Source organism: Dactylosporangium sp. NPDC050688, assembly GCF_040654515.1.
Taxonomy (GTDB): domain Bacteria; phylum Actinomycetota; class Actinomycetes; order Mycobacteriales; family Micromonosporaceae; genus Dactylosporangium.
This window is the reverse complement of the sequence record NZ_JBFAIC010000014.1, coordinates 132,732-151,512: the sequence shown is the minus strand read 5'-3', so window position 1 is coordinate 151,512 and position 18,781 is coordinate 132,732. Positions and strand designations below refer to the sequence as shown.

Here is an 18,781-nt window from a genome sequence, read left to right as displayed (position 1 = left end):
CCCGCCCCCGAGAACCCGTCCTCAAGCAAGCACGCAGAGGAGAACCGTCCCGTGCTGGATCTGTCCAACCTCCCACCGAACTTCATCTGGGGGTCCGCGACCGCGGCGTACCAGATCGAGGGCGCCGTCACGGAAGACGGCCGTGGACCGTCCATCTGGGACACCTTCAGTCACCTACCGGGGATGGTCGACAACGGTGACACCGGCGACGTGGCCTGCGACCACTACCACCGCTGGCCGGAGGACGTGGCGCTGATGCGCCGGCTCAACCTGGAGGCGTACCGCTTCTCGGTGGCATGGCCGCGGGTGATGCCCGCCGGCACGGGCCCGGTCAACGCGGCCGGCCTGGACTTCTACGACCGGCTCGTCGACGGGCTGCTCGCGGCGGGCATCCGGCCGTTCGCGACGCTGTACCACTGGGACCTGCCGCAGGCGCTGCAGGACGCGGGCGGCTGGCCGCACCGGGCGACGGCGGAGGCGTTCGCGGACTACGCGGCGGTCGTCGCCGGCCGGCTCGGCGACCGGGTCGCGGACTGGAACACCGTCAACGAGCCGCTGTGCGTGTGCTGGATCGGCCACCTCGAGGGCCGCATGGCGCCCGGCGAGCGCGACCTCACCCGCGCCGTGCACGCCTCGCACCACGTGCTGCTCGGCCACGGCCTGGTGAACCAGGCGATCCGCGCCGCCGCGCAGCTGCCGCCGGCGGTCGGGATCGTGCTCAACCTGAGCCCGACGGAGCCCGGCACCGACCGGCCACAGGACGTGGCCGCGGCCCGGCGCGCCGACGGGCACATCAACCGCTGGTGGCTGGATCCCCTGTACGGGCGCGGCTACCCGGCCGACATGCTCGACACGTACCAGGTGGACCTGCCGGTCCGCGACGGCGACCTGGAGCTGATCGCGGCGCCGACGGAGTTCCTCGGCATCAACTACTACTTCCGGCAGGTGATCGTCGAGGACCCCGGCGGGCACGCGCCGTTCATCAGGCAGATCCCGGTGCCGGGGTCCGTCGAGACCGCGATGCCGTGGGAGGTGTACGCGAAGGGCCTGGAGGACATCCTGGTGTCGGTCACGCAGGAGTACGGGCCGCGCAGCATCCTGGTGACCGAGAACGGCTCGGCGTGGGCCGACACGGTCGAGCCGAACGGTGAGATCCAGGACAAGGAGCGCGTCGACTACCTGGAGCAGCACCTGGAGGCGGTGCGCGACGCGATCGTGCGCGGCGCCCCCGTCGACGGCTACTTCGCCTGGTCACTGCTGGACAACTTCGAGTGGTCCTACGGCTACGACAAGCGCTTCGGCCTGGTCCGGGTCGACTACGACACGCAGCAGCGCACGATCAAGGCCAGCGGCCACCGGTACGCGGAGCTGATCCGGGCCCATCGCGCCGCTCACCCGGTGACCCACGACGCTGTGATCTAGGGTCGAGGATGGTGCCGCCGGGTATGCACCCCCGGCGGCACCACAGGACCTGCCACCGAGGAGACGTGATCATGAGCTCTGACACCGCGAGCTGGGACCCGGCGCCGGACGACGAGGGTCAGCTGTCCGCCGAGGACACCCTGTCCGACCGGGGCCTCGCCGACGCGCTCGACGAGGGCTACTCGCCGCCGGAGAAGCCCCTGGGGCTCAACGCGTTCGGCGTCACCCAGGCCGAGGCGCAGCGCGGCGACTCCTGGGAGCGGCGGCTGCGGCAGGAGGAGCCGGACCCGGCGGCCCGCCTCGACCTCGACGACTACGGCACGACCACCGAGTCCGGCGAGTTCTTCGACGCCGAGGAGGTCGGCGACCGCCGGGCGGGCCGGCTCGTCGCCCCCGACGAGGGCTGGGGCGAGGACCGGGAGAAGGACGAGATCGGCTCCGACGTCGGCATCGACGGCGGCGCCGCGTCAGCCGAGGAGGCCGCCATGCACATCATCGACCCCAACGGGGACTGAACCCGCCGGGCGTGACGGGCGGTGACAGCCTGATAGCCGAGGGCGAGCACCGCCACGACCGCCGACCACAGCACGTACCACCCAGTGAGGGCGAGCAGTCCGGTCACGCACAGCAACGCCACCGTCGCGGTGCGCCGCGGCCAGCTGCGGGGCGGCAGGAGCCGGACGGCGGCGGCGGTGCCCAGCACGTACACCACGACGAACGACCCCGTCGTGGCCAGCAGCAGCGGCCGCGCCCCCACGCCGAGCGGCCCGGCGACGGCCAGGCAGGTCCCGGCCAGCCCGGAGACCACCGCGAGGGACCGCCGCGGCACCTGCCCGGCGCCGGCCCCCTTCGCCAGCCACGCCGGCATCGCGCCGTCGCGGCCCAGGGCGGCGCCGAGCTTGGCCGCGCCGGCGAAGTAGGCGTTCATCGCGCCGGCGGTGAGCAGCAGCGCCACGACCGCGGTGAGGATCTTCACGTCGCGGCCGAGGCCGATGGTGAGCAGCTCGGCGAGCGGCGCCTCCACCGTGCCGGCGGCGGGACCGAGGACGAGCTGGCTGGTGGCGGCGACGAGCAGGTACAGCACGCCCACCACGACGACCGCGATCCAGGTGGCGCGGGGCACGTCGCGGCGCGGGTCGCGGTAGTCGGCGGCCAGTGAGGTGAGCGCCTCCCAGCCGGCGAACCCCCACACCAGCACCGCCATCGCGGGCCCGATCGCGAGCCAGCCGTGCGGGGCGAACGGCCGCAGGTTCGCCAGGCTCGCGTGCGGCAGCGCGGTGAGCGTCGCCACGAGCAGCAGCCCGGCCAGGACGGCGGCCAGGCCGAGCTGCACCTTGCCGGACAGCCGCACCCCGCCGAAGTTCATCGCGGCGACCAGCACGACGAGGGCGCCGGCGGTCAGCATCGTGGTGCGGTGGCCACCGCCGACCGCGGCCGTGACGTAGGCGCCACCGAACGTGGCGGCGGGCAGCACCCCGACCGGGACCGCGAGGTAGAACGTCCAGCCGACGACCGCGGCGGCGCGCGGGCCGAACGCCTCGGCGACGTACGTGGAGACGCCGCCGGCGTCGGGGTAGCGGGCGCCGAGGGCGGCGAAGGTGGCCGCGAGCGGCGCGGACAGCACGATCAGCGCGAGCCAGGCCACGAGCGAGGCCGGGCCGGCGACCTGCGCGGCGAGGGCCGGCAGCGCGATGACGCCGGTACCGAGGACCGCGCCGACGGACAGGGCGGCGCCTTGCTTGACGGTGAGCACGTCCTCGACGCTAGGCTCGGGCTTGGCATGGTAGAAGTGCCAATAGATTCCAGATTGTGTTGGGCCAAGTTTGGATCTGCACATCAGCCTCGACGGCCGCGGTGACCGCACCGACCGCATCTACCGGCAGGTCCGCGACGCGATCCTGGACGGCCGGCTGCGGGCCGGCGAGCGGGTGCCGCCGAGCCGGGAGCTGGCCCGCAGCCTCGCCGTGTCCCGCAACACCGTCGCCGCCGCCTACGACCGGCTCGTCGGCGACGGGTTCCTGCAGGGGCGGGCCGGCGCCGGCACGTTCGTGGCGATGCCGGCCCCGGCGACCGGGCCCCGGCGGGCGCCGGTGGGCGCGCTGCGCCCCTCGCCGCGCTGGGCGGCGGTGACCGAGGCCCTGCGGCGGGTGCCGCCGGTGCCGCCCGCCCGCTACGACCTGCGGCCCGGGCACCCGGACGGCACGCTGTTCCCCCTCGCCACCTGGCGGCGGCTGCTGGCGCGGTCGCTGCGGGCCTCCTCCGACTACGGCGGCCCGGCCGGCCTGCCGGCGCTGCGGGCGGCGGTCGCCCGGTCGGTGGGGCTGTCCCGGTCGGTGCGGGCCTCCCCGGCCGACGTGATCGTCACCCACGGCGCCCAGCAGGGCCTCGACCTCATCGGCCGGGTCCTCGTGGAGCCGGGGACGGTCGTGGCCGTGGAGGAGCCCGGGTACCGGCCGGCGCGGCTGGCGTTCGAGGCGCTCGGCGCGCACGTCGTGCCGGTCCCCGTCGACGGGTCCGGCCTGGTCGTGGACGCGCTGCCCCGCTCGGCGCGGCTGGTGTACGTGACCCCGTCGCACCAGTACCCGCTCGGCGTGCCCATGACGATGCCGCGGCGCACCGCGCTGCTCGGCTGGGCGCAGCGGCACGGCGCCGCGATCGTTGAGGACGACTACGACAGCGAGTTCCGCTACTCCGACCGGCCCCTGGAGCCGCTGCAGAGCCTCGACCGGGCGGGCCGGGTCGTCTATGTCGGGTCGTTCGCCAAGACGCTGCTGCCGGCGCTGCGCCTGGGTTTCCTGGTCGCCCCGGCGTCGCTGCGCCCGGCGTTGCTGGCGGCGAAGCGCCTGGTCGACTGGCACGTCGAGCCGGCCGCGCAGGCGGCGCTGGCCGCGTTCATCGACGAAGGGCTGCTGCGGCGGCACGTGCGCACGGTGACGCGGGTGTACGCGCACCGCCACGACCTGGTCACCGCCGCCGCCTGCGGGGTCCTCGCCGACCGGTTCACGCTCGTGCCGTCCTCGGCCGGGCTGCACGTGACGCTGCTCGCCGCGGCGCACGTCGACGTGCCGGGCGTGGTGGCGCGGCTGCGCGACGCCGGGGTCGCGGTCGAGCGGCTCGCCGGCTTCCACGCCGCGCCCGTGCCGGACGCCGCCGACGGGCTGGTCGTCGGCTACGGCACCGTCACCGCCGCCGACCTGCCGGCCGCCCTCGACCTGCTGGACCGGGTGTCCCGCCGGACGGGATGACAGCCGGGCCCGGGCGCCCCGCTACCGTGTACGGATGCTCGTGCGCCGCGCCGCCGCCCTCACCGCGCTCGCGCTCTGCCTCACCGGCGGGGTCACCGCCTGCGGCAGGTCGCCCAAGCCCCGGGCCGAGCCGGCCCCCTCCGCGGCCGCCGCCTCCGCCGCGCCGTCATCGGCGGCGCCGTCACCGTCCGCCGTGACCACCCCGCCGGCCGCCCCGCCCCCGGCCGGCACCCCGACGATCACCTACACGCGGGCCGCGTCCGGCTTCCCCGCCGACCCCGACCAGTCCTCCACGACGCTGCTGACCGAGGCGCTGCACCCGACCACGAAGATCGCCGCCTACGACGCGCCCGGCGGCACCGCCCTCGCGTACCTCACGCCCGACATCAGCGGCGTGCAGCTGGTGATGCCGATCGTGGCGCGGCAGGCCGGCTGGGTCGCGGTGCTGCTGCCGACGCTGAACCGCAGCGTCGGCTGGCTCCCCGAGGGCGGCTGGAGCACCGTGCGGCTGCGCGACCAGCTCGTGGTGCGCCGCGGCGCGTTCACGCTCACCTGGCTGCGCGACGGGGTCGTCCAGCAGACCTGGACGGTCACGATCGGCGCGGCCGCCACCCCGACCCCGCTGGGCCGCACGTTCGTCCTCGGCCGCTCCAGGCTGTCCGACAAGGTGTACGCGGGCCTCGACGTCCTCGCCCTCGGCGCCGTCCCCGACGACAAGGAGGCGGTCGCGGACGGCCTGCAGGACGCGCACACCGGCATCCACGCCTGGTACCGCGACGAGTTCGGCTACCGCCGGTCCAACGGGTGCGTGCGGATGCCGCCCGCCGCGCAGAAGGTCCTGCTCGACGAGGTCCCCAGCGGGACCAGCGTCGTCGTACTGCCCTAAGTGGACGGTCAGTCGTCGTACCGCCCTGCGCGGCGATCAGTCGGATAGATGCAGCTTCACCGGCAGTTCACCTCCGACGGCTTACTGTTGGGAGGGTGATCCGTACAGTGGCACTGATTGGTATCGACGGAGCCGGCAAGTCCACCCAGGCGCGGTGGCTCGCCGACTGGCTCGACGCGAGCGGCACCCCCGCCCGCTACCACCGCAACGCCGCCGGACGGGTCTTCTTCGGCCGGGTGGCGCAGCGGCTCGGCCGGCGCGACGCCGAGCACCTGCTCGGGGTCCGGCTGTTCCTGTTCATCGAGACCCTGCTGCGGGGGCTGGTCATCACCCGGGCGCTGCTGCTGTCGCGGCTGACCGGCACGGTGGCCGTCATGGACCGGTACACCTACTGCCAGTACACGAGCATCACCGTGCGTGGCGGCAGCCCCCGGCTGGCCCGGCTGCTGTTCCGCCTGCTGCCGCAGCCCGAGCTGGTGTTCTACCTGGCGGTGCCGCCGCCGGTGGCGCAGGCCAGGGTCGAGGCGCGGGGCAAGGACCACGAGGAGCTCGACTACCTGACGGCGTCGGACGCGGCGTACCGGGGACTGCCGGAGGCGGCCCGGTTCACCGTCGTCGATGCCGGCGTGGACCCGTCGGCGGTGCAGACCCAGCTGCGCGAGGCGCTGCAGCGCGACCACCTGTCCGACCAGGCGCAGCGGCGCCCGTCGCGGGGCGCGCAGCACCTGCTCCCGATCGGGTGACCTGATCGCCGGCCGGCGACCCGGCGGCCCGGACGCCGGTTAGCGTCGATGTCTCGGGCCTTCCCGGGTTGGCGAAAGGAACGCGCGTGTTCTCCACCGGCGACGACCCCGCGGCGCGGCTGCGGCACGAGCTGCACACCCCGCTGACGTCGATCCTCGCCTGCACCCGTCTCCTGCGCGACGACCTGGCCGGCGTACCCGCGGCGGAGGCACTGAGCGAGGGCGCGGCGTGTCTCGACGCGATCGACCGCAACGCCGTGCGGCTGCAGCGGTACGTCGACAGCGTCGTCCTCCCGCTCGCCGCCACCGGCCCGGCCGGCGCCGAGGACGGCTCGCTCCGGCCGGGCGCGACGGACCTCGTCGGGGTGCTGCGCGACGCCGTGGACCTGGCGCGGCGGGTCGCGGTCGCCGGCGCGGTGAGCATCCACGCGGACGCGCCGGCGACGGTCCTGGTCGCCGTCGACGACCTCGTCTGCCGGCACCTGGTGGGGCAGCTCGTGCTGTGGCTGGCGACGGCCGCGCCGGGCCGGGCGCACATCGAGATCGCGCTGCGGGCCGACCCGGTGCCGGCGATCGACGCGAGGATCGTGGCGCACGGCGAGCTGACCGCGCCGCAGCCGCGGCCGAGCAACCCGCAGCGCCCCGCTGACCTCCGGGTCGCCAGCGCCGTGGCGAACCTCTGCGGCGGCGAGGTCCGCATCGACGAGACGTCGTTCCGGCTGACCCTGCCCGCGAGCGCCCTGGCCACCGCCGGCCGCCGCACGCCCTGAGCGGCCCCCGCCCGCTCACATGGCGGCGGCCGGCTGGTCCGGATCAGAGGTCGACGATGCCGTCGAGCTCGCCGATGGTGCGCCGGACGGCGGGGCCGTGGGCGGTGAGCAGGCGGGCCTCGTGGCGGTGGGCCTCGGCGACGGCGTGGGCGAGGCCGAGCGTGCCGTTGAGCCGCGACGCGAGCCGCCCGAGGCCGACCGCGTCGCCGCCGCCGAGCGGCGCCACGGTGACGGCGCCGAGCAGGGTGTCGAGGCGGGCCAGCTCCTCGGCGTAGGCGAGCTCGCTGCGGGTCTCGGCGAGCGCCACGGCCGGCACGACGACGGTGCCGCCGTCGGCGAGGACGGTGCCGACGAGGTCGTCGACGCCGCTGTTGCCCTGGGTGTACGCCAGGACCGCGGACGGGTCGAGCACGAGGCCGGTGGCGGCGGGCCGGTCGCTCATGACCAGCCCATGAGCTCGCGGACCTGCTCGCGGGACTCGGCGCGGGCCTCGGCGGTGACCCGGGCGCCGGCGTCGTCGAGCCGACGGCGGGCGCGGGCGGCGCGCTCGCCGTCGGGTGCGGGCGGCGGGGCGGCACCGGCTGCGGGGTCGATCTCGGTCATGGCGTGACCGTACCGCGTCACATCGACCGACGCCGTCCTGAAACGCCGACCTTCAGCGGCTGTGGGACCGGAACGCGACGGGGTCGAACCGGCCGTGCAGCAGCGGCGCCAGCCAGTGCGGCGCCTCCCGGCGGAACAGGGCAGGGGCGAGCGCGCCCGCCCCCTCGGGCACGGCGCCGGCCAGGTCACCGGCGAGGTCGTGCAGGTTGGTGCGGTGCACGAGCTCCGGCTCCGCCGGCCACGCGCCGATGACCACGGCGGCAGGGACGTCGCGGTGGGCGAGCGCCTGGAGGGTCAGCGCCGTGTGGTTGAGCGTGCCGAGCCCGGCGCGGGCCACGACGACGACGGTGGCGCCGAGCGCGGCGGCGAGGTCCAGGACCGTCCAGCCGCCCTCCCCCATCGGCACGAGCAGCCCGCCGGCGCCCTCGATGAGCGTGATGTCGTGCTCCTCGACGATGGTGCGCAGGGCGAGCTGCGCCATGACCGCGGTCAGCGGGTCGTCCCCGGCGACCCGGGCGGCGGCGAGCGGCGCCAGCGGATCGGGGAAGCTGGCGAGGGTCCGCGCCGTGACCGGCTCGGCGAGGCGCGCGACGGTCGCGGCGTCGGGCTCGTCGCCCTCGGCGGTGCCGGTCTGCGCGGGTTTGACCACGGCGACCCGGCGTCCCGCGGCGGTCGCGGCGGCGGCGATGGCGGCCGTGACGATGGTCTTGCCGACGCCGGTGTCGGTGCCGGTGATGACGACGGCGCCGGCGATCGGCTCGGTCGCCGCCGGGGTCGCCGCCTCCGACAGCAGCGCCTCGGACCGCAGCGCCTCGGCGAGCAGGGCCTCCGCCGCCATCCCGTCCCGGGGGTCACCACCGCCACGGGAATCGGCACCGACACGGGAATCGCCACCGTCATGTGGGTCGACGTCGCGGGGGCCGCCCCCACGAGGATCACCGCCGCTGCGGGGGTCGGCGGTGCCAGGGTCGCCGGGGCGGCGCGGGTCGGTCACGGTGGTCCTTCAGGGCGCTCGGCGACGGCGGTCAGGGGCGTTCCTTGACGACGATGTCGAGCGCGTGCTCGAACGCCGCCGCCGGCACGCCGACGTTGACGGTGAGGCGAAGGCGCGACCGGCCGTCCGGTGTGGACGGTGGGCGGAAGCAGCCTACCGCGACCCCCCGCTCCCGGCAGGCGGCCGCCCAGGCGAACGCCTCGTCGGCGCTCGGCGCGGCCACGGAGATGACGCCGCCGTCCGGGGTGGGCACGTCGAGGCCCTCGGCGCGCAGCCGGGCGACGGCCGTGGCGGCCCGGGCGGCAAGCTCGGCGCGCAGGTGGTCGCCGCCGGTCAGCAGGTCCAGCGCGGCGAGCGCGCCGGCGGCGACGGCGGGCGGCAGGGCGGTGTCGTAGATGAACGTGCGGCCGGTGTCGACGAGCTGGCGGCGCAGCTGGCGGGGGCCCGCCACGACCCCGCCGGCCGCGCCGAGGGACTTCGACAGCGTCGCGGTGACGATCACGCCGGGCCGCCCGGACAGGCCGGCGGCGGCGACCCCACCGGCGCCGCGGTGGCCGATGACGCCGAGGGCGTGGGCGTCGTCGACGAGCAGCAGCGCGCCGCCCGGGTGGGCCTGGCAGGCGGCGTACAGCTCGGCGAGGGGCGCGAGGTCGCCGTCGACGGAGAACACGCTCTCGGTGACGACCACCGCGGGCCGGCCCGGGTGCGCGGCGAGCAGCGCGCGGACGGCCCCGGGGTCGGCGTGCGGCGCGACGACGGTGCCCGCGCCCTCCCGGGCGGCGCGCCCGGCGCAGGCGAGCCGGCAGCCGTCGACGATCGACGCGTGGTTGTGCGCGTCGGACACCACGAGGGTCCCCGGCCGCACCAGGGCCCGGATCGCGCCGACGTTGGCCAGGTACCCGGAGGAGTAGACGAGGGCGGCCTGCGCGCCGAGGAGCCCGGCGAGGCCGTCCTCCAGGGCGTGGTGCGCCTCGGTGGAGCCGCGCACCAGCCGCGACCCGGTCGCGCCGAGCCCGTAGTCGGCGAGGGCCCGCGCGGCGGCGGCGAGCACGTCCGGGTGCCGGGACAGGCCGAGGTAGTCGTTGCCGGCGAGGTCGACGACGTCGTCGTCGGCGGCGCGCGGCCGCAGCTCCCGGCGCAGCCCGGCGGCCTGCCGGGCGGCGGCCTCACCGTCCAGCGTGGACAGCCAGGTTCCGTCTTCCACGGCGGCGCCCTCCCTCAGTCTTGTGGAACATCCACGATGCCATTTGTGCGATGTGGACAAAGTAACTGAACAACTTCGGCTCACCCGCCCGGCCCTAACGTTTTGTAAGGTACGTGCATGCTTGCTGCTGCCAAGGCCGTCGTGGACACCGGGGTCGGGCTCGACCTGGACGGTGTGCTCGCGGTGCTGCGCTGCTCCGACGAGGAGCTGCCCGAATATCTCGCGATCGCGCACGAGGTGCGGATGACGTGGTGCGGACCGGAGGTCGAGGTCGAGGGCATCGTCTCGCTCAAGACCGGCGGCTGCCCTGAGGACTGCCACTTCTGCTCGCAGTCGGGGCTGTTCACCTCGCCGGTGCGCGCCGTCTGGCTCGACATCCCGTCGCTGGTCGAGGCGGCGAAGCAGACCGCGGCGACCGGGGCCACCGAGTTCTGCATCGTCGCCGCCGTGCGCGGCCCCGACCAGCGGATCATGGCGCAGCTGGCCGACGGGGTCGCCGCGATCCGCGACGCGGTCGACATCAACATCGCCGCGTCGCTGGGCATGCTCACCCAGGAGCAGGTCGACCAGCTGTCGGCGCTGGGCATCCACCGGTACAACCACAACCTGGAGACCGCGAGGTCGCACTTCCCGCAGGTGGTGACCACGCACACCTGGCAGGAGCGCTGGGACACGCTGCGGATGGTCCGCGACGCCGGCATGGAGGTCTGCTGCGGCGGCATCCTCGGCCTGGGCGAGACCGTCGAGCAGCGGGCCGAGTTCGCGATCCAGCTGCAGGAGCTCGACCCGCACGAGGTCCCGCTCAACTTCCTCAACCCGCGCCCGGGCACGCCGCTGAGCGACCAGCCGGTGCTCGACCCGAAGGACGCCCTGCGGGCCGTCGCCGCGTTCCGGCTGGCCCTGCCGAGGACCCTGCTGCGGTACGCCGGCGGCCGCGAGATCACGCTCGGCGACCTCGGCACGCGTGACGGCCTCCTCGGCGGCGTCAACGCGGTGATCGTCGGCAACTACCTGACCACGCTGGGCCGCTCCCCCGAGCAGGATCTGGCCCTGCTCGACGAGCTCAGCATGCCGGTCAAGGCGCTCTCGGCAACGCTGTGAGCACCACGGACACCGGCCCGGCCGGCGACGCGGGAGCGGCCGGCGATGCCGGTGCGGCGGGCGGCACAGGCGGCGCGGTGTGGTGCGACCGGTGCGGCGAGGCCGTCACCGGCGGCGCGCCACACCCGGCCTGCGCGGCGGCGCGGGACCTGGAGCCGCCGCGCTTCTGCCCGCGGTGCCGGCGCCGGATGAAGGTCCAGGTGCTGCCGCAGGGCTGGTCCGCCGCCTGCGTCGAGCACGGCGTCCTGACGTCCTGACCGGTGGCCGGCCGCGTTCATCCGCGGCCCGGCTGCGGTCGGCCGCGGGTCGACACGATCAGCGGCAGGCGGGGACAGGCGTCAGGACGAGGCGGGACCCGCCCACTCGGCCGCCGCGGCGGCCGCCCGGTCCAGCACGCGCGGGTTGGCCCGGCCGAGTGCGGCCCCCATCGCCCGGCTGGTGAGGCCGCCCCGGGGCTGCAGGACCGCGGACGCCTTGCGGGTCTGCTGCAGCACCCTGGCCACCCTCGGACGGCGCAGGCGGCTGTACTCGTCCAGGGCCGGCCCGAGCGGCCCCGGCACGTTCGTCAGCACCGCCTGCAGCGTCGCCACGTCCTCCAGGGCCAGGCAGGCGCCCTGCGCGAGGTGGTGCGGCATGGCGTGGGCGGCGTCGCCGACCAGGGCGTACCCGCCGGCGCCGGCCCGCACCCCGAACGTCTCCGGCGGCGGCGCCAGCTCGCCGATCGGCTCCTGGACCAGGTCATCGGGCTCGGTGGCGTCCAGCAGCTGCGAGATCGGCGCGTGCCACCCGGCGAACCAGCGCCGCAGCAGCGCCAGCTGGCCGGCGGGCGGCTCGGGGCGCAGCGCGCCGGGCACGGTCGCGACCCAGGAGATGCCGCCGCGGGTCGAGCCGCCGGAGGAGCCGCGCTCGCCGAGCGAGGCGAAGGCGAAGCGGTGCGCCCCGTCGAGCGTCTCGCCGTGCGGTGGCAGCCCCGGCGGGAGGTCGGGGACGCGGTACCAGGGAATGACCGCCCGCCACGCGGCGAACCCGGCACTGGTGAACGTGGTCGCCGGGGCGAGCCGGCGGCGCACGGCGCTCTGCACCCCGTCTGCGGCGACGACCAGGTCCGCCTCGAAGGTGCTGCGGCCGTCGCCGACGGCGGGGCGCTCGCGGCGGACCCTGGCCGGCTGCACGTCGATGGCGTTGCGGATGTCGACCTGGTCGCTCAGCCCGGCGATGAACGCGTCGTGCAGGTCTTCGCGGTGCACGACCACCGGCGGCGCCTCGACGTCGTCGACCTCGGCGGCGGGGCGGACCAGCCACTGCCCGTCGGGGCGGCGGATGCCGACCGGCGGGACCGGGGTCGCGATGCCGTCCAGGCCGCCGGCGAGCCCGAGCCCGCGCAGCGCCCGGACCCCGTTGGGCCACAGTACGAGCGCGCCACGGCCCGGCCGGAGCCGGTCCTCGCGCTCCAGGAGGGTGACCTGCCAGCCGGTCCGGGCGAGCGCGCCGGCCGCGGCGATCCCGCCGATGCCGGCGCCCACCACGACAGCGGTGCGCATCCGTGCGGTCCCTCAGCCCTTCGCGGACGTGCTGCCGGAGCTGCTGGACGCGTCGTCGGACTGTGGCTCACCGTCCCCGGCATCGGCATCGGCATCGGGCTGCTCGACGGGCTTCTCGACGGGCTTCTCGACGGACACCTCGCCGGCCGGCTCGTCCGAGGCGGCGTCGGCTGCGGCGTCGGGGTCGGCGCCGGTCGCGGGGACCGCCGGGGCTTCGTCGCCGGTGACGACGGAGATGCGGCCGTTCTCGTCGTACGTGACGCGCTCCTGCGGCCCGCGCACCCGCAGGAAGTAGGCCAGTGCGGCGGCGAAGACGATGATCGAGGTCCAGTTGTTGAGCCGCATGCCCAGGAAGTGCTGGGCATCGTCGATGCGCAGCGCCTCGATCCAGAACCGCCCGACGCAGTACAGCGCCACGTACAGCGCGAACGCCCGGCCACGGCCGAGGGACCAGCGCTTGTCGGCGTACCAGACGGCGGCGGCGACACCGAGGCACCACAGGAACTCGTAGAGGAACGTCGGGTGGTAGAGGCCGTCGAGGGCCATCGGCTCGCCGTTGACGGTCTGGGCGTGCCCGGCGCTCGCGTCCCACTGGTACACCTTGAGACCCCAGGGCAGGCTGGTCTCCTTGCCGTAGAGCTCGTTGTTGAACCAGTTGCCCCAGCGGCCGAGCGCCTGCGCGACCGGCAGGCCGACGGCCAGGGTGTCCGCGGCCATCGCGAAGGGCAGGCCGAGCCGGCGGCAGGCGATGTAGGCGCCGACGGCGCCGCCCGCGATGCCGCCCCAGATGCCGAGGCCGCCCTCCCAGATCTTGAACGCCTTGACGAGGTCACCGTTGTCGCCGAAGTACGCCTCGGGCGAGGTGATCACGTGGTAGATCCGGGCACCGATGATGCCGGCCGGCACCGCCCACACGGCGATGTCGAGGATCACCCACGGCGGGGCGCCGCGCTGACGCAGCCGCCGGTCGGCGATGAAGCACGCGGCGACGATGCCGAGCACGATGCACAGCGCATAGGCGCGCAGCGGCAACGGCCCGAGGTCCCAGACACCTTGCGTGGGGCTGGGGATCTCGGCCAGCGGGGTAAGGGCAGCATCCACGGGTGCACACGCTACCGCCGATCCGCCGAAACGCGATGCCCTGGGTTCACCCAATTCGCCACCCCACGCCGCACGAAACCCCACTCCGACCGGCAAAGATCACCACCAGCGAAGGTATCGCAACGGTCCGCTATGGCGCCTAGAGTGCGAATATGAGCTACGAAGTCACGTCTGCCGTCGCCGCGATCATCGAGGATGCCGCCGGCCGTGTGCTGCTGTGCCAGCAGGCCGGCGGCCACCAGCTGTGGGGCCTGCCCGGCGGCCGGGTCCGCGCGGCGGAGAGCCCGGTGCACGCCGCGGTCCGCGACATCTTCGAGGAGACCGGCCTGCAGGCCGAGATGGTCGAGCTCGTCGGCCTGTACGAGGTGACCGGCGACGGCTGCGGCGAGGCGGTCCCCGACCTGTTCGTCCACGTGTTCCGCGGCCGCCTCGAGGGCCGCCTGGAAGGTGGCGGGCCGGCGCTGAACGCGCCCGGCCGCATCAGCCGCCTGGCCTGGCACGACCCGGCGTCGCTGCCGGAGCCGCTGACCGCCACCACCCGCACCGCCATCGCCGACGCCGGCGCGGGCCGCAGCGGGGTGATCCGCCAGGTCAAACGCGACGTCCTGCGCGAGGTCACCCGCGAGGCCGTCGACGCCTGACCCGGCGCCCGACCCAGCGCCCGGCGTATGATCCGGCGCGCGGCGCGGCGCGTGAACGATGCACCCGCCGCCGGATGATCTACTGGTCCCGTGGCCTACTACGCGCTCGGCGACTCCATCTCGATCGACGACTACGCCGGCGGCCCCGGCCTGGGTGCCGCCTCGCTGCTCGCCGACGACTTCGGCATCGACCTGACGCTGCTCGCCCGCGACGGCGCGACCAGCGACGACGTCGTGCGGTTCCAACTGGACAAGGTCGAGGGCAGGCCCGCCCTGATCACCCTGACCATGGGCGGCAACGACCTGCTCACGACGCTGTTCACGCCCGCCGGCGCGGGCCTGCCGCCGGACCGCGACGCGGCGGAGCGCACCGTGGCGCGGGTCGCCGCCAACTACGCGGTCGCCCTGCCGGCCCTCACCGCGACCGGCGCGCGGGTCGTGGTCAGCACCGTGTACGACCCGACCGACGGCACCGGCGACCTGTCCCGCGTCGGGCTGCCAGCCTGGCAGGGTGGCCTGGCCGTGCTCGCCGCGCTCAACGACGCGATCCGCGACGCGGCCGACCGGCACGGGGCGGTGGTCGCCGACCTGCACGCCGCGTTTCTCGGCCACGGCGCCGCGGCCGGCGACATCACCGGCACCGATCCCCGCCCCGGCAACCGCGACCTGTGGCTGTGCGGCCACATCGAGCCCAACGCGTGGGGCGCCGAGGCGGTCCGCAACACGTGGCGGGCCGCCCTGCGCGACTGACCGCGCCGCAGCGCGGTGCCGCGCGTCACAGGCGCGGGAACACCGGCTCCGCGGTGCCGACCCGGTCACCATCGCCGAGCTGGGCGGCGAGCCGGGCGGCGCCCGACGGCAGGAACGGCGACAGCTCGCGGGCGATCTCCCGGCACGACGCGACCAGCCCGCCCAGCACCGCGTCGAGCTCGCCGCCGGCCGCGGCGTCCCCCGCCGCCTCCCGTTTCGCCAGCTCCCACGGCCGGGTGGCCTCGACCTGCCGGTTGCCGGCGGCGACCGCGGCCCAGATCGCGCCGGTCGCGGCCCGCAGGTCGAACACCGCGAGAGCCCGGTCGACGGCCTCCCCGAGCGCCCCGTCCGTGCCGGCGGCCTCCGGCACCCGGCCGTCGCGGTGGCGGTGCACGAGCCCGATCGTGCGGTTGACCAGGTTGCCGATCCCGTTGGCCAGGTCCTGGTGGTACCGCTGCGACAGCCGCTCCTCGGTGAAGTCGGTGTCGCCGAGCGGGGCGACCTCCCGCAGCAGCCACCAGCGCAGCGCGTCGGTGCCGAACCGGCCGGCGAGGGCCGCCGGGTCGACCGCGTTGCCGGCGCTCTTGGACAGTTTCGCGCCGTCCACGGTCAGGTACTCGTGCACGAAGATCGTGGTGGGCAGCGGCCGCCCGGCGGACAGCAGCAGCGCCGGCCAGTAGACGGCGTGGAACCGCACGATCCCCTTGCCGATCACGTGGACCCGTTCGGCGGCGTCCAGCCACCACTGCCGGTACAGCTCGCCGTCGCCGAGCGCGGTGACGTAGTTGGCGAGGGCGTCCCACCAGACGTAGACGACCTGCGACGGGTCGCCGGGGACCGGGATGCCCCACCCGCCGGCGCGGGCGGCGGGCCGGGAGACGCTGATGTCGCGCAGGCCCGCCCGCACGAAGGCGAGGACCTCGTTGCGCCGGGCCGGGGGTTCGACCCGTACCTCGCCGGACTCCAGGGCGGTGAGGAGCCGGCCGGTGTACCGGGACAGCCGGAAGAACCAGTTGGACTCGGTCACGGTCTCCGGCTCGGTGCCGTGCTCCGGGCACCGCCCGGCGGCCAGCTCGGCGGGTTCGTAGAACTGCTCGCAGCCCTGGCAGTACCGGCCTTCGTAGTCGCGGCGGTAGAAGTCGCCGGCCTCGGCGGTGCGCCGCCACAGCGCCTCGACGCCGGCGGCGTGCCGCGGGTCCCGGGAGGTGCGGATGAAGTCGTCGAACGACAGGTCCAGCACCGGGCGCAGCGCCGCGAACCGGTCGGCGTTCGCGGCGACGAAGTCCGTCACCGCGACGCCCGCGGCGGTGGCCGCGGTGACGTTCTTGAGTGCGTTCTCGTCGGTACCGGTGAGGAACCTGACCGGCTGCCCGCGCAGCCTGCGGTGCCGGGCGAGGACGTCGGCCTGGACGAGTTCGAGGGCGTGGCCGAGGTGCGGGGCGGCGTTGACGTACGGGATGGCGGTGGTGACGTAGAAGCTCATCGCGGATCTCCGGTCTGCGGTGCCCCGCGACGGCGGGGACGGACCCGATCCGGCTCGCCCCTGCGTGCGGGGGCGAGTGGTGAGCGGATTTTCAGCGCACGCCGGCGGGCCCCGTGGCGGGGCGCATCATCCGGCCGGTGTGCATGACGGTCAGCGTACCGCCGGCCGCTCCCCCAGCGCGATCAGCTTTTCCAGCGCCGCGAAGTAGACGTGGTCGCCGCTGATCAGCAGCGGCTCGGCGCCGTGCAGGGCGTCGAACGCGAGGTCGCGCCGGGCCAGGAGGGTGCCGGTCGCGGCGTCGAGGGCGAGCAGCTCCACGCGGTGCACGGGGGCGCCGTCGCGGATCGCGAACTGGTACCCGACCCCGTACAGCACGCCGCCGCCGTTGACCGGGGACCAGTACGAGGTGGCGACCTCCGTGCCGGGCATGCCCCAGTCGCGGGTCCAGCGGACCGCGCCGTCGCCGGTGCCGAACCCGGCGGCCCGGCCGTGCGCGTCGAAGACCATGAGCGTCTGCCCGTCGGTGGTCGCCGCGCGCGGGTCGCGCAGCGTCGTGGTGTCGCACCAGCGGCGGGCGCCGTCGGCGACGGTGTGCGCGCAGACGCCGCCGGTGCCGGTCAGGTAGGCGATGCCGCCGGCCGCGATGAGCCGCGGGCCGCTGACGTCCTGCCGCCACAGCCGCGCGCCGGTACGCAGGTCGAACGCGGCCAGCCCGGTGCCGGCGCCGGCCGCGAACGTCTGCAGGGCGAGGCCGCCGTCGGCGACCGGCGGGTGCAGGCCGGCCTCGCCGGCCAGGGGTGCCGTCCACGCGGTGGTGCCGTCGGCGAGCCGCAGCGCGGTCAGGGTGCTGCCGGCGGCGCGCAGCAGCAGCTCGCCGGCGACGGTGAAGCCGCCGGACACCTCGTCGGGCAGCGTCACCTGCCACTGCTGGCCGCCGCGGAGGGTGTACGAGCCGAGGTACCGCGCCGGCGGCTCGTCCGTGCCGGAGGCGACGGCCTGGGACTCCACCAGCAGGGCGGGCGACCGGCCGTCGGGCGCCGCGGCGAGCTGGCCGAGACGGCGGGCCGGCACCTCCAGGACCACGCCGAGGTCGGCGCCGGTGACCGCGTCGTAGCGGCGGATCTCGCCGGTGGGGCCGCCGGAGGAGCGCAGCAGGTTGCCGTCCACGACGATCGCGCCGCCGACCTGCTCATCGGGCCGGGACGCGGGCGCGGTCCACAGCGTGTCGAGCCGGGCGGCGGACCCCGCCCGCAGGTACGGGGCGACCGGCTGGTACCCGGCGCGGCCGGGCCCGTTGCCGTCCTGCCGCCAGCTCGCGTCGGCCTCCGGTGCCGCTGGCACCGCCGTCACCGCCGTCTGCCGGTCCGCGCCGGGGAAGGCGAGAGCCAGGCCGGCCGGGGCCACGGAGAGCAGGAGCGCTACAGGTACCAAACGGAAAAATCGCCGCACGCCGGGCTCAACGACTCCCGCCGGGCCCGGTGACTGGCGGGTGTGCGCTAGCGGCGGCGGACGCCCTCGGCGAGGTCGGCGCTGAGAGCGGCGACCGCAGCGACCCCTTCGGCGGGCGTGGCGGCGTCCTGGAGGCACCGCACCAGGGCGCTGCCGACGATGACCCCGTCGGCGAACGCGCCGACCTCCGCGGCCTGATCGCCGTTGGAGACGCCGAGCCCGACCGCGACCGGCATCGACGGGTCGGCCTTGCGGACCCGCTCGACGAGGGCGGGCGCGGCAGTGCTGGTGCTGCTGCGGGCGCCGGTGACGCCCATGACGCTGGTCGCGTAGACGAAGCCGCGGCAGCGGCCGGCGGTCATCGCGATCCGGGCGTCCGTCGAGGACGGCGACACCAGGAACACCCGGTCCAGGCCGTGCGCGTCGGACGCCTCCAGCCACGGGCCGGACTCGTCGGGGATCAGGTCGGGCGTGATGAGCCCGGCACCGCCGGCGCCGGCGAGGTCCGCGGCGAAGCGGTCCACCCCGTAGCGCTCCACCAGGTTCCAGTAGGTCATGACGAGGATCGGCGCGCCGGCCGAGGCGACCGCCTCGACGGTGCGCAGCCCGTCCGCGACCCGGAACCCGCCGGCGAGGGCGGCCTCGGTGGCGCGCTGGATGACCGGGCCGTCCATGACCGGATCCGAGTACGGCAGGCCGACCTCGACCACGTCGACCCCGTTGTCGATCATCGCCTTGATCGCGTCGATCGCGCCGGGCACCGTCGGGAACCCGGCCGGCAGGTAGCCGATGAGGACGCTGCGGCCCTCGGCGCGGGCCTTGTCGAAGGCGACAGCAACGCTCATGAC

General features: G+C 75.6%; 19 protein-coding genes and 1 pseudogene. 10 read left to right on the top strand and 10 right to left on the bottom strand.

Annotated elements, in window-relative coordinates; translation table 11 throughout:
• Positions 1–51 precede the first annotated feature (51 nt).
• Both AB0H83_RS16595 and AB0H83_RS16590 read left to right on the top strand, forming a co-directional pair.
• Entirely contained in the window at positions 52–1,422 is a 1,371-nt protein-coding gene (locus AB0H83_RS16595; RefSeq protein ID WP_360093665.1) for a GH1 family beta-glucosidase, read from the top strand.
• Positions 1,423–1,493: 71 nt separating this feature from the next.
• Positions 1,494–1,937, top strand: coding sequence for a DUF5709 domain-containing protein (locus tag AB0H83_RS16590; protein ID WP_360093662.1), 444 nt, complete (start codon positions 1,494–1,496; stop codon positions 1,935–1,937).
• A 29-nt stretch (positions 1,938–1,966) separates the two neighbouring features.
• Here the strand turns inward: AB0H83_RS16590 and AB0H83_RS16585 are convergent.
• A pseudogene (locus tag AB0H83_RS16585) lies at positions 1,967–3,175 on the bottom strand (amino acid permease); the annotation flags it as partial.
• Positions 3,176–3,245: 70 nt separating this feature from the next.
• On the opposite strand from AB0H83_RS16585, the gene AB0H83_RS16580 reads away from it, so the two are divergent.
• The 4 genes from AB0H83_RS16580 (at position 3,246) to AB0H83_RS16565 (ending at position 7,066) form a co-directional block, all read left to right on the top strand.
• Positions 3,246–4,667, top strand: coding sequence for a PLP-dependent aminotransferase family protein (locus AB0H83_RS16580; RefSeq protein ID WP_360093659.1), 1,422 nt, complete (start codon positions 3,246–3,248; stop codon positions 4,665–4,667).
• A gap of 34 nt (positions 4,668–4,701) precedes the next feature.
• On the top strand, positions 4,702–5,553 hold the full coding sequence (locus AB0H83_RS16575) for a L,D-transpeptidase (RefSeq protein ID WP_360093656.1): 852 nt from the start codon (positions 4,702–4,704) through the stop codon (positions 5,551–5,553).
• Between the two features lie 107 nt (positions 5,554–5,660).
• A complete protein-coding gene (locus AB0H83_RS16570) occupies positions 5,661–6,296 on the top strand; it encodes a thymidylate kinase (RefSeq protein WP_360093653.1) in 636 nt (211 codons plus the stop codon).
• Positions 6,297–6,382: 86 nt separating this feature from the next.
• Positions 6,383–7,066: a histidine kinase dimerization/phospho-acceptor domain-containing protein gene (locus AB0H83_RS16565; RefSeq protein WP_360093650.1), complete on the top strand. Its 684-nt coding sequence runs from the start codon at positions 6,383–6,385 to the stop codon at positions 7,064–7,066.
• A gap of 43 nt (positions 7,067–7,109) precedes the next feature.
• On the opposite strand, the gene AB0H83_RS16560 is transcribed toward AB0H83_RS16565, so the two are convergent.
• The 4 genes from AB0H83_RS16560 to AB0H83_RS16545 all read right to left on the bottom strand — a co-directional run bounded on the left by AB0H83_RS16560 (position 7,110) and on the right by AB0H83_RS16545 (position 9,867).
• Positions 7,110–7,508 (bottom strand): PIN domain-containing protein, encoded by a 399-nt coding sequence (locus AB0H83_RS16560; protein ID WP_360093648.1) that lies wholly within the window; start codon positions 7,506–7,508, stop codon positions 7,110–7,112.
• The gene (locus tag AB0H83_RS16555) at positions 7,505–7,669 is read right to left on the bottom strand and encodes a hypothetical protein (RefSeq protein WP_360093645.1); all 165 of its coding nucleotides are present in this window, start codon (positions 7,667–7,669) and stop codon (positions 7,505–7,507) included. Before AB0H83_RS16555 ends, AB0H83_RS16560 begins: the two co-directional genes overlap by 4 nt.
• Positions 7,670–7,721: 52 nt before the next feature.
• A complete protein-coding gene (bioD, locus tag AB0H83_RS16550) occupies positions 7,722–8,507 on the bottom strand; it encodes a dethiobiotin synthase (protein ID WP_360093642.1) in 786 nt (261 codons plus the stop codon).
• A 187-nt stretch (positions 8,508–8,694) separates the two neighbouring features.
• Positions 8,695–9,867 carry an 8-amino-7-oxononanoate synthase gene (locus tag AB0H83_RS16545; RefSeq protein ID WP_360093639.1) on the bottom strand — a complete coding sequence of 391 codons (1,173 nt, stop codon included), beginning with the start codon at positions 9,865–9,867 and terminating at the stop codon, positions 8,695–8,697.
• Between the two features lie 117 nt (positions 9,868–9,984).
• On the opposite strand from AB0H83_RS16545, the gene bioB reads away from it, so the two are divergent.
• Complete coding sequence (gene bioB, locus AB0H83_RS16540; protein WP_360093636.1) at positions 9,985–10,968, top strand: biotin synthase BioB; 984 nt, start codon at positions 9,985–9,987, stop codon at positions 10,966–10,968.
• Positions 10,969–11,045: 77 nt separating this feature from the next.
• The gene (locus tag AB0H83_RS16535) at positions 11,046–11,225 is read left to right on the top strand and encodes a hypothetical protein (protein WP_360093784.1); all 180 of its coding nucleotides are present in this window, start codon (positions 11,046–11,048) and stop codon (positions 11,223–11,225) included.
• 81 nt (positions 11,226–11,306) lie between these two features.
• Here AB0H83_RS16535 and AB0H83_RS16530 read toward each other — a convergent pair whose 3' ends face one another.
• Together AB0H83_RS16530 and lgt are read right to left on the bottom strand one after the other, a co-directional pair.
• Positions 11,307–12,509 carry an NAD(P)/FAD-dependent oxidoreductase gene (locus AB0H83_RS16530; RefSeq protein WP_360093633.1) on the bottom strand — a complete coding sequence of 401 codons (1,203 nt, stop codon included), beginning with the start codon at positions 12,507–12,509 and terminating at the stop codon, positions 11,307–11,309.
• 12 nt (positions 12,510–12,521) lie between these two features.
• A complete protein-coding gene (gene lgt / locus AB0H83_RS16525; RefSeq protein WP_360093630.1) occupies positions 12,522–13,610 on the bottom strand; it encodes a prolipoprotein diacylglyceryl transferase in 1,089 nt (362 codons plus the stop codon).
• Between the two features lie 152 nt (positions 13,611–13,762).
• Here lgt and AB0H83_RS16520 point away from each other — a divergent pair, with 152 nt between their 5' ends.
• Together AB0H83_RS16520 and AB0H83_RS16515 are read left to right on the top strand one after the other, a co-directional pair.
• A complete protein-coding gene (locus AB0H83_RS16520; protein ID WP_360093627.1) occupies positions 13,763–14,251 on the top strand; it encodes an NUDIX hydrolase in 489 nt (162 codons plus the stop codon).
• Positions 14,252–14,341: 90 nt separating this feature from the next.
• Positions 14,342–15,001: a GDSL-type esterase/lipase family protein gene (locus AB0H83_RS16515; RefSeq protein WP_360093624.1), complete on the top strand. Its 660-nt coding sequence runs from the start codon at positions 14,342–14,344 to the stop codon at positions 14,999–15,001.
• Positions 15,002–15,026: 25 nt separating this feature from the next.
• On the opposite strand, the gene metG is transcribed toward AB0H83_RS16515, so the two are convergent.
• The 3 genes from metG to trpA form a co-directional block, all read right to left on the bottom strand.
• Entirely contained in the window at positions 15,027–16,484 is a 1,458-nt protein-coding gene (gene metG / locus AB0H83_RS16510; protein WP_360093621.1) for a methionine--tRNA ligase, read from the bottom strand.
• 150 nt (positions 16,485–16,634) lie between these two features.
• Positions 16,635–17,825 carry a PQQ-binding-like beta-propeller repeat protein gene (locus AB0H83_RS16505; protein WP_360093618.1) on the bottom strand — a complete coding sequence of 397 codons (1,191 nt, stop codon included), beginning with the start codon at positions 17,823–17,825 and terminating at the stop codon, positions 16,635–16,637.
• A 155-nt stretch (positions 17,826–17,980) separates the two neighbouring features.
• On the bottom strand, positions 17,981–18,778 hold the full coding sequence (trpA, locus tag AB0H83_RS16500; protein ID WP_360093615.1) for a tryptophan synthase subunit alpha: 798 nt from the start codon (positions 18,776–18,778) through the stop codon (positions 17,981–17,983).
• Between the last annotated feature and the right edge of the window lie 3 nt (positions 18,779–18,781).